This window comes from Bacillus sp. AFS031507 (assembly GCF_002584635.1).
Taxonomy (GTDB): domain Bacteria; phylum Bacillota; class Bacilli; order Bacillales; family Cytobacillaceae; genus Neobacillus.
This window is the reverse complement of the sequence record NZ_NUOW01000013.1, coordinates 167089-182832: the sequence shown is the minus strand read 5'-3', so window position 1 is coordinate 182832 and position 15744 is coordinate 167089. Positions and strand designations below refer to the sequence as shown.

General features: G+C 38.2%; 15 protein-coding genes. All 15 read left to right on the top strand.

The genetic code is table 11. The features are described from left to right. Nucleotides 1-5 precede the first annotated feature (5 nt). On the top strand, nt 6-941 hold the full coding sequence (gene truB / locus COE25_RS13440) for a tRNA pseudouridine(55) synthase TruB (protein WP_098933004.1): 936 nt from the start codon (nt 6-8) through the stop codon (nt 939-941). 15 nt (nt 942-956) lie between these two features. Beyond that, nucleotides 957-1922, top strand: coding sequence for a bifunctional riboflavin kinase/FAD synthetase (ribF, locus tag COE25_RS13435; protein ID WP_098933003.1), 966 nt, complete (start codon nt 957-959; stop codon nt 1920-1922). A gap of 159 nt (nt 1923-2081) precedes the next feature. Continuing rightward, nucleotides 2082-2351, top strand: a complete 270-nt coding sequence (gene rpsO / locus COE25_RS13430; protein ID WP_026566475.1) for a 30S ribosomal protein S15 — start codon at nt 2082-2084, stop codon at nt 2349-2351. A 243-nt stretch (nt 2352-2594) separates the two neighbouring features. Continuing rightward, complete coding sequence (pnp, locus tag COE25_RS13425; protein ID WP_098933002.1) at nt 2595-4709, top strand: polyribonucleotide nucleotidyltransferase; 2115 nt, start codon at nt 2595-2597, stop codon at nt 4707-4709. Between the two features lie 180 nt (nt 4710-4889). Further along, a complete protein-coding gene (locus tag COE25_RS13420; RefSeq protein WP_098933001.1) occupies nt 4890-5816 on the top strand; it encodes a polysaccharide deacetylase family protein in 927 nt (308 codons plus the stop codon). Nucleotides 5817-5918: 102 nt separating this feature from the next. Next, a complete protein-coding gene (locus COE25_RS13415) occupies nt 5919-7157 on the top strand; it encodes a M16 family metallopeptidase (RefSeq protein WP_098933000.1) in 1239 nt (412 codons plus the stop codon). A gap of 154 nt (nt 7158-7311) precedes the next feature. Continuing rightward, nucleotides 7312-7554: a YlmC/YmxH family sporulation protein gene (locus COE25_RS13410; RefSeq protein ID WP_088086400.1), complete on the top strand. Its 243-nt coding sequence runs from the start codon at nt 7312-7314 to the stop codon at nt 7552-7554. 167 nt (nt 7555-7721) lie between these two features. Further along, nucleotides 7722-8624 carry a dipicolinic acid synthetase subunit A gene (gene dpaA / locus COE25_RS13405; protein WP_098932999.1) on the top strand — a complete coding sequence of 301 codons (903 nt, stop codon included), beginning with the start codon at nt 7722-7724 and terminating at the stop codon, nt 8622-8624. Further along, on the top strand, nt 8621-9220 hold the full coding sequence (gene dpaB, locus COE25_RS13400) for a dipicolinate synthase subunit B (RefSeq protein ID WP_026566481.1): 600 nt from the start codon (nt 8621-8623) through the stop codon (nt 9218-9220). The genes dpaA and dpaB overlap by 4 nt, the downstream gene beginning before the upstream one ends. A gap of 195 nt (nt 9221-9415) precedes the next feature. After that, on the top strand, nt 9416-10465 hold the full coding sequence (gene asd, locus COE25_RS13395; protein ID WP_180247501.1) for an aspartate-semialdehyde dehydrogenase: 1050 nt from the start codon (nt 9416-9418) through the stop codon (nt 10463-10465). A 32-nt stretch (nt 10466-10497) separates the two neighbouring features. Then, a complete protein-coding gene (dapG, locus tag COE25_RS13390; RefSeq protein WP_088086403.1) occupies nt 10498-11742 on the top strand; it encodes an aspartate kinase in 1245 nt (414 codons plus the stop codon). A gap of 96 nt (nt 11743-11838) precedes the next feature. Next, on the top strand, nt 11839-12714 hold the full coding sequence (gene dapA, locus COE25_RS13385) for a 4-hydroxy-tetrahydrodipicolinate synthase (protein WP_088086404.1): 876 nt from the start codon (nt 11839-11841) through the stop codon (nt 12712-12714). Between the two features lie 188 nt (nt 12715-12902). Next, nucleotides 12903-14570: a ribonuclease J gene (locus COE25_RS13380; RefSeq protein WP_098932997.1), complete on the top strand. Its 1668-nt coding sequence runs from the start codon at nt 12903-12905 to the stop codon at nt 14568-14570. 138 nt (nt 14571-14708) lie between these two features. Next, nucleotides 14709-15464 (top strand): ClpP family protease, encoded by a 756-nt coding sequence (locus COE25_RS13375; protein WP_088086406.1) that lies wholly within the window; start codon nt 14709-14711, stop codon nt 15462-15464. Then, the gene (locus COE25_RS13370) at nt 15461-15700 is read left to right on the top strand and encodes a YlzJ-like family protein (RefSeq protein ID WP_088086407.1); all 240 of its coding nucleotides are present in this window, start codon (nt 15461-15463) and stop codon (nt 15698-15700) included. Before COE25_RS13375 ends, COE25_RS13370 begins: the two co-directional genes overlap by 4 nt. The last annotated feature ends 44 nt before the right edge of the window (nt 15701-15744 follow it).

Sequence of the window (15744 nt, the reverse complement as noted above, 5' to 3'; positions counted from 1 at the left end):
TTTAATTGGAAGGAATAATACCGTTATATAAGCCTGCGGGTTTGACATCCCATGATTGTGTGTTTAGATTGCGGAAGATTTTAAAAACAAAAAAGGTAGGGCATACGGGTACTCTTGATCCAGACGTAACAGGAGTGCTTCCAATTTGTATAGGGAAAGCAACAAAAGTTGCTGAATACATAACCGATGCTGGTAAATCGTATGAGGGAGAAGTAACAATTGGTTTTTCGACTACTACTGAAGATGCTTCTGGTGAAATAGTGGAGCAGAAACCAGTGGATCGGACCATTCAACGAGAAGAGATTCTCCAAGTTTTTCATTCAATAACCGGTGAAATTGAACAAACACCGCCTATGTTCTCGGCAGTAAAAGTGGGAGGAGTTCGTCTTTATGAATATGCACGGAAGGGTATAGAAGTCGAACGTCCCACTAGAAAGGTAACGATTTATTCCATCGAATTATTAGATGACCGTGATGAATTTATCGGTGAAACTGTACAGTTTAGGTTTAAGGTCAGTTGCAGTAAAGGGACGTACATCCGGACCTTAGCGGTAATGATTGGTGAAATTCTGGGCTTCCCTGCACATATGTCCTTTTTACAAAGAGTTCAATCTGCTGCTTTTTCATTAGAGGATTGTTTGACGTTTGATGAAATTGAAAAACATATGGAGGCTGGGACAATTTCAAGTGTACTAAGGCCTTTAGAAACAGCACTTTCTCATTTGCCGAAATTACTAATTAATGATAAAGTAGCAGAGAAAGTGAAAAATGGGGCATTATTACAAATGCCAGAGCATTTAAAATCTAGTAACGGACCGATTGTCACTGAAACTGCTGAAGGACTAGCTCTTGCTATTTATTCAATACATCCAAGCAAGCCAGACCTCTTTAAACCAGTTAAAGTGTTACGTAATGATTTAGAAGAAAAAGGTACGGTATAGAAAAGGTGAGTTTCATTGGAAGTAATTAAGCTTAGATTTCCATACGATATAACAAATGTTGAATTTCCGCCCCTAACAATGGCAATGGGCTACTTTGATGGAGTGCACCGTGGCCATCAACAGGTAATTCTTGAGGCAAAAAAGCATGCTGAAGAAAAAGGGATTTGCAGTGCGGTCATGACATTTGACCCCCATCCTTCGGTAGTATTAGGAAAAACGGAACAGCAGATACAATATATTACTCCATTATCTGAAAAAATAAAAATTATCGAAGAACTTGGTATTGATTATTTATTTATCATTAACTTTACTTCTGAATTTGCCAATTTGCTTCCTCAGGAATTCATTGATCAATATGTTATTAGACTAAACGTAATGCACGTAGTTGCTGGTTTTGATTTTACCTATGGGCGTATGGGAAAGGGGACGATGGAAACATTGCCCTTCCATTCAAGAGATCAATTTTCTTATTCGGTCGTTCCAAAGTTTACACAAGGTGATCAAAAGGTTAGTTCAACTAGAATTAGAACCTTGCTTAAAGAAGGAAAAACAGACGCGCTTTTATCACTTCTTGGACGATTTTATACAACATCGGGCATAGTCATTCATGGTGATAAACGAGGCAGGACGATTGGCTTTCCAACGGCGAATGTTGACTTAAATGACGATTACATGATCCCGCCGACTGGTGTATATGCAGTAAGAATGAAAGTTGAAACCCAATGGTACAATGGAGTTTGTAATATTGGTTATAAACCCACCTTTAATAAGGAAGCCTTACATCCTTCTGTTGAAGTTCATTTATTTGACTTTAATAAAGTTATCTATGGTGAAGAAGTGGTCATCGAGTGGCATCTTCCCTTACGTAAGGAACAAAAATTTTCAGGGATTGAAGAGCTCGTTGCACAAATTGAAAGAGATAAGCAAAATTCACTAGATTATTTTAAAAAACAAGACAATCTTCCACATTCTCACTTATAAAAGGCGTTTTTCCTACAATAAACTTCGTTATAGCCTTGCTTTTTGATGTGAAAAGTTGTATTCTTATTAACGTATTAAAAATAACCTCTACTTGGCAAGACGAATCACCAACGCTTGCTCGGTAACAGGGGATTTGTAAAATTTAGGAGGTGAATCCGGATGGCAATCACTCAAGAACGTAAAAATGAACTTATCAATGAGTTTAAAACTCATGAAAGCGACACTGGATCTGCAGAAGTTCAAATCGCTGTCCTTACAGAATCAATCAACAATTTGAATGAGCACTTACGTACTCATAAAAAAGATCACCACTCACGTCGCGGTCTTTTGAAAATGGTTGGTAAACGTCGTAATCTTTTAACATTCCTACGTAACAAAGATGTTCAACGTTACCGTGTGTTAATTAATAAGCTTGGTCTACGTCGTTAGTTTACAGAAGCGGGATTATTCCCGCTTTTTTATTAGCTTTAAAAAGAGGAAAAGAAAATAAAGAATTTTTTATACATATTTTTAAGTCATGACTTTTTTGTGCATACTATTAAGGTGATTTCGCATTTAAACAATAGCTTTCTAAGCTTTTTAATAATAGTTAGATTTAGTATGATGAGTACAGCGAAAGTGAAAATTTTCGCATCATCCTCCTAAGTGATTTAGATAGAGAGGGGTAAAAATATGGAACAATTGAAACATGAATATTCCATGGTTTGGGCAGGCCGTAAATTAACTGTCGAAATTGGACAATTAGCAAAGCAAGCAAACGGTGCAGTCTTGGTACGCTATGGAGATACAGCAGTATTGAGTACGGCAACAGCTTCAAAGGAACCAAAGAACTTAGACTTTTTTCCATTAACAGTTAACTATGAGGAACGTTTATATGCTGTCGGAAAAATCCCAGGTGGCTTTATTAAACGCGAGGGTCGTCCGAGTGAAAAGGCAATTTTGGCAAGCAGACTAATTGACAGACCGATTCGTCCGCTATTTGCAGATGGCTTTCGTAATGATGTACAAGTTATTAGTATTGTCATGAGTGTGGATCAGGATTGTTCTACTGAAATGGCTGCAATGTTCGGATCTTCGTTAGCACTTAGTACATCAGATATTCCTTTTGAAGGACCGATTGCTGGTGTGATCGTAGGACGGGTTAACAATGAATTTGTTATTAACCCAACTGTAGAACAAGCTGAAAAAAGTGATATCCATTTAACTGTTGCTGGTACTAAAGATGCAATCAACATGGTAGAAGCAGGTGCGTTAGAGGTTCCTGAAGAAACTATGCTTGAAGCTATTATGTATGGCCATGATGAGATTAAACGGTTAATTGAGTTCCAAGAGAAAATTGTCCTTGAAATTGGCAAGCCAAAAAGAGAAATCAATCTTTACGAAATAGATAAGGAACTTGAGGCAGAAGTAAGGGGAATATGCGAAGCTGATATGGTAAAAGCCATTCAGGTCCAAGAAAAGCATGCCCGTGAAGATGCCATTAAAGAAGTCAAAAACCAAGTGATTGCCAAATTTGTGGAACAAGAAGCTACAGATGAAGATATGAAGCAAGTAAAGCAAATACTGGACAAGATTGTAAAAGGTGAGGTACGCCGCTTAATAACAGTGGAGAAGGTTCGTCCTGATGGCCGAAAAATTGATGAAATCCGTCCGCTTTCTTCACAAATAAGTATTTTACCACGTACCCACGGTTCTGGACTTTTCACACGTGGACAAACTCAAGCCCTAAGCATTTGTACTCTCGGCGCAATGGGTGATGTACAAATTCTTGATGGTCTTGGAATTGAGGAAGAAAAGCGCTTTATGCATCATTATAACTTCCCTCAATTCAGTGTCGGTGAAACAGGCCCAATCCGAGGACCTGGTCGTCGTGAAATTGGTCACGGTGCCCTTGGTGAACGTGCCCTTGAACCGATTATTCCATCTGAAAAGGATTTCCCATATACCATTCGACTTGTATCTGAGGTACTTGAATCTAATGGTTCCACTTCGCAGGCAAGTATTTGTGCTAGTACATTAGCGATGATGGATGCAGGTGTTCCGATTAAGGCTCCTGTAGCAGGAATTGCAATGGGACTTGTAAAATCTGGAGAAAATTATACTGTTTTGTCTGATATTCAAGGAATGGAAGACCATCTTGGGGATATGGATTTTAAAGTAGCAGGTACTGCTAAAGGGGTCACTGCACTTCAAATGGATATTAAGATTGAAGGTCTTTCTCGTGAAATCTTAGAAGAAGCACTACAACAGGCAAAAGTTGGCAGAATGCACATTTTAGATTCGATGCTTGCTACTATTACTGAACCAAGAGCAGAACTTTCTCAGTTTGCACCTAAGATTTTAACTATGTCAATTAACCCTGATAAGATCAGGGACGTTATCGGACCGAGCGGTAAACAAATCAATAAGATTATTGAGGAAACTGGCGTTAAGATTGATATCGAGCAGGATGGTACAGTATTTATTGCCTCTACAAATCAAGAAATGAACCAAATGGCAAAGAAAATCATCGAAGATATTGTTCGTGAAGTTCAAGTAGGCGAAATGTATCTTGGTAAGGTAAAACGAATTGAAAAATTTGGAGCCTTCCTGGAAATCTTTGCAGGTAAAGATGGTCTCGTTCATATATCTGAACTTGCCGAAGAACGTGTAGGTAAAGTGGAGGATGTTGTTAAGATCGGGGACGAACTTCTAGTGAAAGTAACCGAAATTGATAAACAGGGCCGTGTAAACCTTTCACGTAAAGCTATTTTAAAGGAACAGCGTGAAAAGGCTGAAAATCAATAACAAGAGACTCGGGACATTTATTCTGAGACGATAAGGAAGTCAGGGGACAAACCCTGGCTTTTTCCATGTATGATCGTTTTATAAATTCGCTCTATGTTCTTTAGAATCAGCCGCTAACAGTATCCTGAAGTTCTACCTTGTCCCTCTTATACATAATCTGTATGGAAAGGGGGAAAGTTAATGAAAAAGGTATTTATTTTCATTGGTATTTGTTTAGCAGTTTGGATTGCTGTGGGTAATCCTTTTATAAAAAAGGAATCAGCTCTGCCAACAGCAAAAGAGTCAGACCCTCTTTATCAAAGTATTGTTAAAAATGCCCATACATATGAAATACCGCCTATAGATGCGACTATTGATAGGGTCTGGAAGGCAATTCCGGGCTATAATGGGCGAGAGGTTAACATTGCAGCTTCCTATAAGCATATGAAAGATAAAGGTGTTTTTAATGAAAAGAACCTTGTCTTTACCCAGAAAAAGCCAAAGGTTCACCTCGAAGATTTGCCGCCAGCTCCAATTTATAAAGGAAACCCTAATAAACCAATGGTAACGTTTATTATTAATGTAGCGTGGGGGAATGAATATTTATCGGAGATGCTTGCTACTCTAAAAAGACATAATATAAAGGTTAGTTTTTTTTTAGAAGGAAATTGGGTCAAAAAAAATCCCGATCTTGCTAAAATGATAGTCAGTTCTGGTCATGAAGTGGGGAATCATTCCTATTCTCATCCTGATATGAAACAATTGACGGCTGGAAAAGCAAGGGAACAAATGGTGAAAACGAATGAAATTATAGAAGCAGCTACAGGAGTGAAATGTGTTTGGTTTGCCCCGCCTAGTGGCAGTTTTCGGGATGAGACAATAAAAGTTGCCAACGAATTAAAAATGATGACGGTTATGTGGACCGTTGATACGGTTGACTGGAGAAAACCATCACCAGATGTACTTATAAATCGTGTAATGACAAAAATTAATAATGGCTCAATGGTCCTTATGCATCCAACAGAAGCAACTGCGAAATCGCTCGATCGCTTAATCACGCAGATCAAACAAAAAAACCTTGAAATTGGAACAGTTTCTGAGTTAATGAGCGAAGAAAGAGTTGAGTAATAATCACAGTAAGATATACTGAAAATTGGAGAAAAAACATTTTACTAAGTATAATGATAGATGGAGTAATAGCAGCTTCTGTATATAGACTGGAGGAAGTCGATGATTAATAAATATACTTGCCAAAATGGAGTTAGAATTGTTTTAGAAAATATCCCTACTGTACGTTCAGTTGCAATAGGCGTATGGATTGGTACGGGTTCAAGAGATGAGAACCCACAAAACAATGGTATTTCGCATTTTCTGGAACATATGTTCTTTAAAGGTACTACCACAAGGTCTGCTAAGGAAATTGCCGAATCCTTTGATAGTATTGGCGGACAGGTGAATGCGTTTACTTCAAAGGAGTATACCTGCTATTATGCAAAAGTCCTTGATACACATTCCCAATTTGCACTAGATGTGTTAGCTGATATGTTCTTTAACTCCACTTTTGTGGAAGAGGAACTAAACAAAGAGAGAAATGTAGTCTTAGAAGAAATAAAAATGTACGAAGATACTCCAGACGATATTGTTCATGATTTACTTAGCAGAGCAGTGTATGGAGATCATCCACTAGGGTATCCAATCCTAGGCACAGAGGAAATACTTAATACGTTTACTGGCCAAACGTTAAAGGAATATATTCATGAAAGGTATACTCCTGAAAATGTTGTTATCTCAATCGCAGGCAATGTATCTGAAACATTTATTAAAGAAGTCGAAAAGTATTTTGGATCCTATAAAGGTGCTAACAACCAAGCAATTGAAAATATTCCTACCTTCCATTCCAATCGACTTTCACGAAAGAAAGATACGGAACAGGCTCATTTATGTATTGGTTTTGAAGGATTAAAGGTTGGGCATGAAGACATCTACAGCTTAATTACTTTAAATAATATATTGGGCGGCAGCATGAGCTCGAGATTATTTCAGGAAGTCCGTGAGCAAAGGGGCTTAGCATATTCAGTTTTCTCTTACCATTCAGCTTATCAAGATAGTGGGATTGTGACGGTTTACGGTGGAACAGGTGCTAAACAGCTGAATGTACTATTTGAAACCATCCAAGAAACACTTAATAAATTAAAGCAAGAAGGGATTACTGAAAGGGAATTAACTAATAGTAAAGAGCAGCTTAAGGGCAGCTTGATGCTAAGTCTTGAAAGTACAAATAGCAGGATGAGTCGTAATGGTAAAAATGAACTTTTATTAAAACGTCATCGTTCTCTGGATGAAATTATTGATCAGATTGATGGAGTTACCAAAAAAAGTGTGGACGAAATGACAAAGGCCGTTTTTACAGACAACTATTCCGTGACATTAATTAGTCCAGACGGAGAATTTCCGAATACATTATCGTAAATGAAAAGAGGTATTCCATGCTGATGGATTACCTCTTTTTTTGTTGTCCTAGATACTAAAGGTCCACTTAACAGTGCTTGTGAATTTCTTAGTCTAAATAGGGACTTCCACTTATAAACTATTAATAAGGGGCAAATGAAGGGGGGATCTTGTATTGAGGTTAAGTGAATTAAGCGGAAAGGAAATTGTTGACGTAAAAAAGGCAGAACGGCTAGGTGTACTTGGACAAACCGATTTAGAAATTAATGAAGGCACCGGACAAATTCAAGCACTGCTAATACCTTCAATAAAATGGTTTGGTTTCCGAAAACAAGGGGAAGAAATCAGGGTTCCTTGGCAGCACATTAAAAAGATAGGATCAGATATGATAATAATCGATGTACCGGATGAAGATTAATACACTTCAGCATAAAAAACCCAAGCGAGTGTCAACTTGCTTGGGCTTTTTTATTTAGTACGTATGGAAAACTCACCGAATGAAGTTAACCTACATAAGATGGTGAAGTGATATACAGAAAAGGAATTCTTAGTAGGATTTTTAAAAAGAAGAAGGTGAATGTTTTCATGCTGACAGGGATGCAGATTGCCGTGATTGGCGGGGATGCCAGACAGCTGGAAATCATCCGCAAGTTAACTGAATTAGATGCGAGATTATCGCTTATTGGTTTTGAACAGCTTGATCATGCTTTTACAGGTGCGGTCAAGGAAAAGCTGGATGAGGTGGACTTTTCAACAGTGGATACCCTGATCTTGCCAGTGCCTGGTACAAATTTAGAAGGGCAGGTAGAAACAATCTTTTCAAATGAAAAGGTTATTTTGACAGGGGATTTACTCTCTAAGACTCCAGAACATTGTGCGATTTATTCAGGAATCAGCAATGCTTATTTAAATGGGATTACCAAGCAAGCTAAACGGACTCTTATTCAGTTATTTGAAAGGGATGATGTGGCCATCTATAATTCAATCCCTACAGTAGAAGGGACGATTATGATGGCGATCCAACACACTGATTTTACAATACATGGGTCGAATATTACGGTTCTAGGGTTAGGCAGAGTTGGTATGAGTGTGGCGAGAACATTTGCAGCCCTTGGAGCAAAAGTTAAGGTAGGGGCTAGGAAAAGTGAACATTTGGCAAGAATCACTGAAATGGGCTTAGCGCCGTTTCATTTGAAGGATTTGGAAAATGAAGTAAAGAATACTGATATATTAATTAACACAGCACCACATTTAATCGTAACAGCGATGGTTATATCTAAAATGCCATCACATACGCTCATTATTGACCTTGCATCAAAGCCGGGAGGAACTGATTTTAGATATGCGGAGAAAAGAGGGATAAAAGCATTGCTTGCCCCTGGATTGCCAGGGATTGTTGCACCAAAAACAGCCGGGCAAATTCTGGCAAATGTTCTTGCTCAACTGCTCCAAGATGATTTACGAAAGCGAAAGGGGAAAGTGAAATGAGTTTAAAGGGGAAAAGAATTGGCTTTGGCTTAACTGGCTCTCATTGTACGTACGATGCAGTATTCCCTGAAATAGAAAAATTAGTTCAAGCCGGTGCTGAAGTAATGCCTGTGGTAACTTTTACAGTTAAAAATACAGACACCCGGTTTGGTAAAGGAGAGGATTGGATCCAGCGAATTGAAGATTTAACAGGAAATAAAGTCATTGATTCGATTGTCAAAGCCGAGCCGTTGGGACCCAAAATCCCTCTTGATTGTATGGTCATTGCTCCATTAACCGGTGTATCAATGAGTAAATTTGCCAACGCAATGAACGATAGTCCAGTATTAATGGCTGCGAAAGCAACTTTGAGAAATTTAAAGCCCGTTGTACTCGGAATCTCGACTAACGATGCACTTGGATTAAATGGAGTAAACTTAATGAGGCTTATGGCAACAAAGAATATTTATTTTATTCCCTATGGCCAGGATGACCCAATAAAAAAGCCAAATTCAATGGTAGCAAGAATGACGTTACTCACAGAAACAGTTGAAGCTGCGATCGAAGGGAAACAAATTCAACCAGTGTTAGTAGAAAGATATAAAGATTCTGACTAATTCTCCCCCCCTCATTCATCAAAAAAGGTTATTTCTTTAAAGGAATATGGTAAAATAAATTATTCTATCATCAGTGGGGAGTTTCATTACCCACTGATGAGATAATAAAAAATATGAATAACATGCTGGCAACTATATAAAGGCCAATTCCTTTTTGAAATATAATGACCAGCTAGTATGGAAGGGGAACCTGTAATGAATCAACAAAATGGATTTCACGTTGCTGTTGTTGGAGCAACAGGAGCAGTAGGACAACAAATGATTCACACTTTAATAAAAGAGAACTTCCCAATCAGAAAACTTACTTTATTATCATCAGCACGTTCAGCTGGTAAAAAAGTGGAGGTTAATGGTCAGGAATATATCATTGAAGAAGCAAGGCCTGAGAGTTTTGAAGGGGTCGAGATTGCCTTATTCAGTGCGGGCGGTAGTATATCCAAGGAACTTGGTCCAGAAGCTGTTAAACGTGGTGCTATCGTGGTGGACAACACTAGCGCTTTTAGAATGGATGAGAATACACCATTAGTCGTTCCTGAAGTGAACGAAGCGGACCTTCACCATCAAAATGGTATTATTGCTAATCCCAATTGTTCTACCATCCAAATGGTTGTAGCACTTGAGCCAATCCGTCAACAATTTGGTTTGAAAAAAGTTATTGTCTCAACATATCAAGCTGTTTCAGGATCTGGTGCCGCTGCTGTCGAGGAATTAATGGAACAAACTCGTTCAATCTTAAACGGTGAAGCATATGAGCCTAAGATTTTACCTGTCAAATCAGATAAAAATCACTATCAAATTGCTTTTAATGCGATTCCACAAATTGATAAATTTCAAGACAATGGATATACATTTGAAGAAATGAAAATGATTAATGAAACAAAAAAAATCATGCACTTACCAGAATTACAGGTTTCCGCTACTTGTGTAAGACTACCAGTAGCAGTAGGTCATTCTGAATCTGTTTATTTTGAAATTGAAGCGGATGACATAAGTGCGAATGACATTAAAGCATTATTAAAAGATGCCCCCGGTGTTATTTTGCAGGATGATCCGGAAAATCAAATATATCCTATGCCTGCGAATTGCGTTGGGAAAAATGATGTATTTGTTGGACGGATTAGAAAAGACATTGACGAGCCTCGTGGTTTCCATATGTGGGTGGTTTCTGATAACTTACTCAAAGGAGCAGCTTGGAATTCTGTTCAAATCGCAGAAAGTTTAGTTAAATTAGGTATTGTAAAATAAGTTACATCAAAAAGGCAGGTTTTGGTGTCACCATGAAAATTATTGTTCAAAAATTTGGCGGTACATCTGTAAGAGATGAAAAAGGTAGGAAATATGCGGAAGGCCATATCGAGAAAGCTTTAGCTGATGGCTATAAAGTGGTTGTCGTTGTCAGTGCTATGGGAAGAAAAGGTGACCCTTATGCTACGGACACATTACTTTCATTAATCGATGGGAACTTAAGCAAAATCTCAAAAAGGGAACACGACTTATTATTGTCCTGCGGAGAGATTATTTCTAGTGTCGTTTTTGTAAATATGTTATTGGAACATGGTATTAATGCTGTTGCATTAACTGGCGCTCAAGCAGGCTTCCGAACAAACAATGACCACACAAATGCAAAAATCAATGAAATGAAATGTGACAGGTTGCTAACTGAGTTAGAGAAAAATGATGTTGTTGTGGTTGCGGGTTTTCAAGGAGCTGCAAAAAATGGCGATATTACCACAATTGGCCGTGGCGGAAGTGATACCTCAGCTGCAGCTTTAGGTGCTGCCCTTAATGCAGAATGGATAGATATCTTTACCGACGTGGAAGGAATTATGACAGCCGATCCACGCATTGCAGAAAATGCACGACCACTTCCCATAGTAACTTACACAGAAGTGTGTAATATGGCTTATCAAGGTGCAAAGGTCATTCATCCACGAGCAGTTGAAATCGCAATGCAGGCAAAAGTACCAATTCGGATTCGCTCAACCTACTCAGATAAATTAGGAACCTTGGTAACCTCATTAAATAAAAATAATCGTGGCAGTGACATAATGGAACGAGTTGTAACTGGAATCGCTCACGTTTCAAATGTTACGCAAATAAAGGTATTCGCTAAAAAGGATCAATATTACTTGCAGGCAGAAGTATTTAAGGCGATGGCCAATGAAGGAATCAGTGTAGATTTTATCAATATTTCGCCAAACGGAGTAATCTATACAGTAACAGAGGAAATGACCGATCGAGCAATACAGGTTTTAAACGAATTAGGTCATGATCCTGTCGTAGAGCGTCATTGTGCAAAAGTTTCTGTTGTTGGTGCAGGGATTGCCGGAGTTCCTGGAGTTACTTCGAAAATCGTAACGGCCTTATCGGATCATGGAATTCGTATACTACAATCTGCAGATAGTCATACTACGATTTGGGTACTTGTAAAGCAGGAGGACTTGGTTAAATCCGTAAATGCCCTTCATGATGCTTTTCAATTAGAAGAAGAATCATTTGAATTTAATCTTTCAGATTTATAGATGATTTCACCAATTCAATGGTAAATCCTTAAATTGAATTCGGAAGAGAAAATGAGTGTTTTTAGTATGCTGGATTGTATTGAGAGGAGTAAGAATATGGTTCATTTTGGGCGAGTATCGACGGCAATGGTTACCCCTTTTGATAAAAAAGGACATATTGATTTTGCCAAGACCACGCAATTAGTGAATTTTTTAATTGAAAATGGAACAGAGTCACTTGTGGTTGCTGGAACTACTGGTGAATCACCAACGTTAACTAAGGAAGAAAAGTTGGCATTATTTGATCATGTTGTAAAAACGGTAAAAAAGCGGATTCCCGTAATTGCAGGAACAGGAAGCAATAATACTTATGCATCTGTTGAATTGACAAAAAAAGCTGAGCAACTTGGCGTGGATGCTATAATGGTTGTCGCACCCTATTATAATAAACCAAATCAGGAAGGTCTATATCAGCATTTTAAAGCCGTTGCAGAAGCTACATCCCTGCCGGTTATGGTCTACAACATCCCTGGCCGGTCAGCAGTTAACATACTTCCCGAGACGATCATTAGACTTTCTAAGTTAGCTAATATTGTTGCAGTCAAAGAGGCAAGTGGGGATTTAAATGCAATGACACACATCATTGCCAATACAGATGATGATTTTGTATTATATAGTGGGGACGATAGCCTGACAATCCCTGTTCTTTCCATTGGCGGTGCAGGCGTTGTTTCGGTTGCTTCACATGTGATTGGAAATCAATTGCAAGAAATGGTAAAAGCATTCTTTAATGGTGAGAATGAAAAGGCTGCAAGATTGCATCAGCATCTCCTCCCTTTCATGCAAGGTTTATTTACTGCTCCTAGTCCTGCGCCTGTTAAAACAGCCTTACAGGTAACTGGATTAGACGTTGGATCAGTTAGGCTTCCTCTCGTAGGGCTAACAGAACAAGAACGTGCAGCGTTAATTACTTTATTAAATAAGTTATACTGACTACCTAAAGCCAACCGAAGGATCATTCGGTTGGCTTATTTTTGTTTAGAATTATCATTATTATTATAAATGTTGGAAAGGTTTTCAGAAATCTAGTATAATAACTCTAACTGATCTCGATCTGAAATTAAAAAGCGGAAGCGCATGTTAACGGCGTATACTCGTTTCAACTTAGGAGGATTTACAATTTGGTACAGAAAATAAATAATTCCATTAAGTTAATTACACTTGGTGGTATAGGAGAAATCGGAAAGAATATGTATCTTGTTGAGGTGGACAAGGACATATTTATCATAGATGCCGGCTTAATGTTCCCCGAGGAAGAAATGCTTGGCATAGATATAGTAATTCCGGATATTACATATTTAAAAGAAAATAAAGACCGGGTAAAAGCAATTTTCTTAACTCATGGCCATGAAGATCATATAGGAGCTTTATCATATGTACTTCGTCAATTAGATATCCCTGTCTATGGAACCAAGCTTACACTTGCCCTTGCAAATGCTAAACTTAAAGAACAAGATTATTTTGGTAAAACAAATTTTATTGAGGTGGATTCGGATACGATTATTAACTTGGATGCTGTTGATGTAAGCTTCTTTAAAACCAATCATAGTATCCCTGATTCTGTTGGTGTTTGTATACATACCTCTGAAGGGATCATCGTTTATACTGGTGATTTTAAATTTGATCAAGCGGCTACAAAGCTTTATAAACCAGAAATTGGGAAGATGGCATCTATCGGAGAACAAGGGGTATTATGTTTGTTGTCTGATAGTACAGAAGCAGAAAAGCCGGGGTACACCGCATCTGAAGCAATTGTTGAGCGTGAAATGTCAAATGCTTTCTATAATGCACCGGGGAGGATTATTGCTGCTTGTTTTGCTTCAGATATAAATAGAATCCAGCATATTTTTAATGCAGCAAATGAGAATGGACGTAAAGTCGCAGTGGTAGGCAAAAGTCTAGAAAGAATTTATCATATTGCCCTTGATTTAGGATATTTAGAAGTAGCAGAGGATTTAATCATTCCTATTAGTGAGATAAAAAATTATCAAGACCGAGAAATAGTCGTATTAATGACTGGAAGTCAAGGTGAACCTATAGAGGCATTGCAGAAAATGGCAAAGCAAATTGATAAAGTGGTTAATATTCAAAAGGGAGATACCGTTTTAATCGCAGCTTCACCTCTTAGGGGTAGTGAAGTATTTTTATTCAAGACTGTTGATATGCTCTTTAGAGCCGGGGCAAATGTTATATCAGGTAAAAGAACCATCCATGTATCGAGTCATGGAAGCCAAGAAGAATTAAAATTTATGATTAACTTGATGAAGCCCAAATATTTAATCCCTGTTCACGGTGAATACCGGATGCTAAAGGCACATCGAAAATTGGCTATGGAATGTGGACTTACCGATGAACAAATCTTTATTCCAGACCGTGGCGATATCCTTGAAATGAAAGAAGGGAACCTTGCCCTTGCTGGCAAGGTTCCATCTGGGAATATACTCATTGATGGTATTGGTGTTGGTGATGTTGGAAATATAGTCCTTCGCGACCGACGACTATTATCGCAGGATGGAATTCTAATTGTGGTAGTGACCTTAACAAAACAAGATCGGAAAATAGCTGCGGGACCAGAGATTATCTCAAGAGGGTTTGTTTATGTTCGCGAATCCGAAAAATTGATGGATGATTCAACAAAACTAGTTCGAGACATTGTAGAAAGAAATATAGCTAAAGATTCCTTTGAATGGTCAAGTTTAAAGCAGGATATTAGAGAAGAATTAAACCGAAATTTATATGAAAAAACAAAAAGAAGACCAATGATTCTTCCGATAATTATGGAAATCTAAAAAGCTAACCTAAATATCATAAATGCTATATTACTCATATTAAAATGCACTGGGCGATCCAGTGCTTTTTATTTTAAGCATGAAATCACCTCCTACAGGTAAATACTAATCTATATCATGCTTGAAGGGAGTATTAGGATGAATAACGATATACAAAAAAACGAATCTGAAAACCAAGAAGGCGGTGAGCCTCAAAAAGAGGATAAACCTTCTTCTGCATTGATAGAAAAAATTCAGCAGCTAGGACAAACCAATGTTCCACAGCTTTCAACTGATTCTAAAATTCATTGTCTGACCATTATCGGTCAAGTTGAAGGACATCTAGCACTGCCGCCACAAAATAAAACAACAAAATATGAACATTTAATTCCTCAACTCGTTGCAATAGAACAAAATCCAAAAATTGAGGGGGTCCTTATTATTTTAAATACGGTTGGTGGCGATGTTGAGGCGGGTCTAGCGATATCCGAAATGCTAGCTACCCTATCAAAGCCGACTGTTTCAATTGTATTAGGAGGAGGGCATTCGATAGGGGTTCCGATTGCTGTTTCTTGTGACTACTCCTTTATTGCGGAAACCGCAACAATGACGATCCATCCGATCCGATTGACTGGCCTGGTGATTGGAGTTCCAGCAACCTTTGAATATATGGATAAAATGCAAGAGCGAGTTGTCAATTTTGTAACAAAGCATTCCAAAATTACCGAAGAAACATTTAAAGATTTAATGTTTGCTAAAGGTAATTTAACCAGAGACATAGGTACAAATGTCATTGGAGTTGATGCCGTAAAAACAGGTCTCATCGATGAAGTTGGCGGACTTGGGCAGGCAATGAAAAAGTTAAATGAATTGATAGATCTTCATAAAGAAAAGAATGAAGTGTTGATTCAATGATTCTTTATACGATGATGCCACCAGAACTCATTTTTCCATATGAGGCCAGTTCACCTGGCAATCAACAAATGGCAAGCTATCAAGGTATTCCACTCTTAGTCGAGTCTATAGATGGGCAAAATGTTCAAGTTATCCGCATTCTGAGCACGGATCCACAGCATTATATGGATAATCAAATATGCCCAGGCGCAAAAATTTCTTTCGCGAGCCTGGAAGGATTGTCCGCATTGGAATAGAAGATTATGGTATAATCAGGGTAAGATAAAAGAGCAGCCTGAAT

What these genes read in the sequence shown, in the direction of transcription:
- COE25_RS13370 (WP_088086407.1), top strand. Translation starts at nt 15,461, where the DNA reads ATGATTCTTTATACGATGATGCCACCAGAACTCATTTTTCCATATGAG.
- COE25_RS13415 (WP_098933000.1), top strand. Translation starts at nt 5,919, where the DNA reads ATGATTAATAAATATACTTGCCAAAATGGAGTTAGAATTGTTTTAGAA.
- rpsO (WP_026566475.1), top strand. Translation starts at nt 2,082, where the DNA reads ATGGCAATCACTCAAGAACGTAAAAATGAACTTATCAATGAGTTTAAA.
- COE25_RS13420 (WP_098933001.1), top strand. Translation starts at nt 4,890, where the DNA reads ATGAAAAAGGTATTTATTTTCATTGGTATTTGTTTAGCAGTTTGGATT.
- COE25_RS13375 (WP_088086406.1), top strand. Translation starts at nt 14,709, where the DNA reads ATGAATAACGATATACAAAAAAACGAATCTGAAAACCAAGAAGGCGGT.
- dapA (WP_088086404.1), top strand. Translation starts at nt 11,839, where the DNA reads ATGGTTCATTTTGGGCGAGTATCGACGGCAATGGTTACCCCTTTTGAT.
- dpaA (WP_098932999.1), top strand. Translation starts at nt 7,722, where the DNA reads ATGCTGACAGGGATGCAGATTGCCGTGATTGGCGGGGATGCCAGACAG.
- dpaB (WP_026566481.1), top strand. Translation starts at nt 8,621, where the DNA reads ATGAGTTTAAAGGGGAAAAGAATTGGCTTTGGCTTAACTGGCTCTCAT.
- pnp (WP_098933002.1), top strand. Translation starts at nt 2,595, where the DNA reads ATGGAACAATTGAAACATGAATATTCCATGGTTTGGGCAGGCCGTAAA.
- dapG (WP_088086403.1), top strand. Translation starts at nt 10,498, where the DNA reads ATGAAAATTATTGTTCAAAAATTTGGCGGTACATCTGTAAGAGATGAA.
- asd (WP_180247501.1), top strand. Translation starts at nt 9,416, where the DNA reads ATGAATCAACAAAATGGATTTCACGTTGCTGTTGTTGGAGCAACAGGA.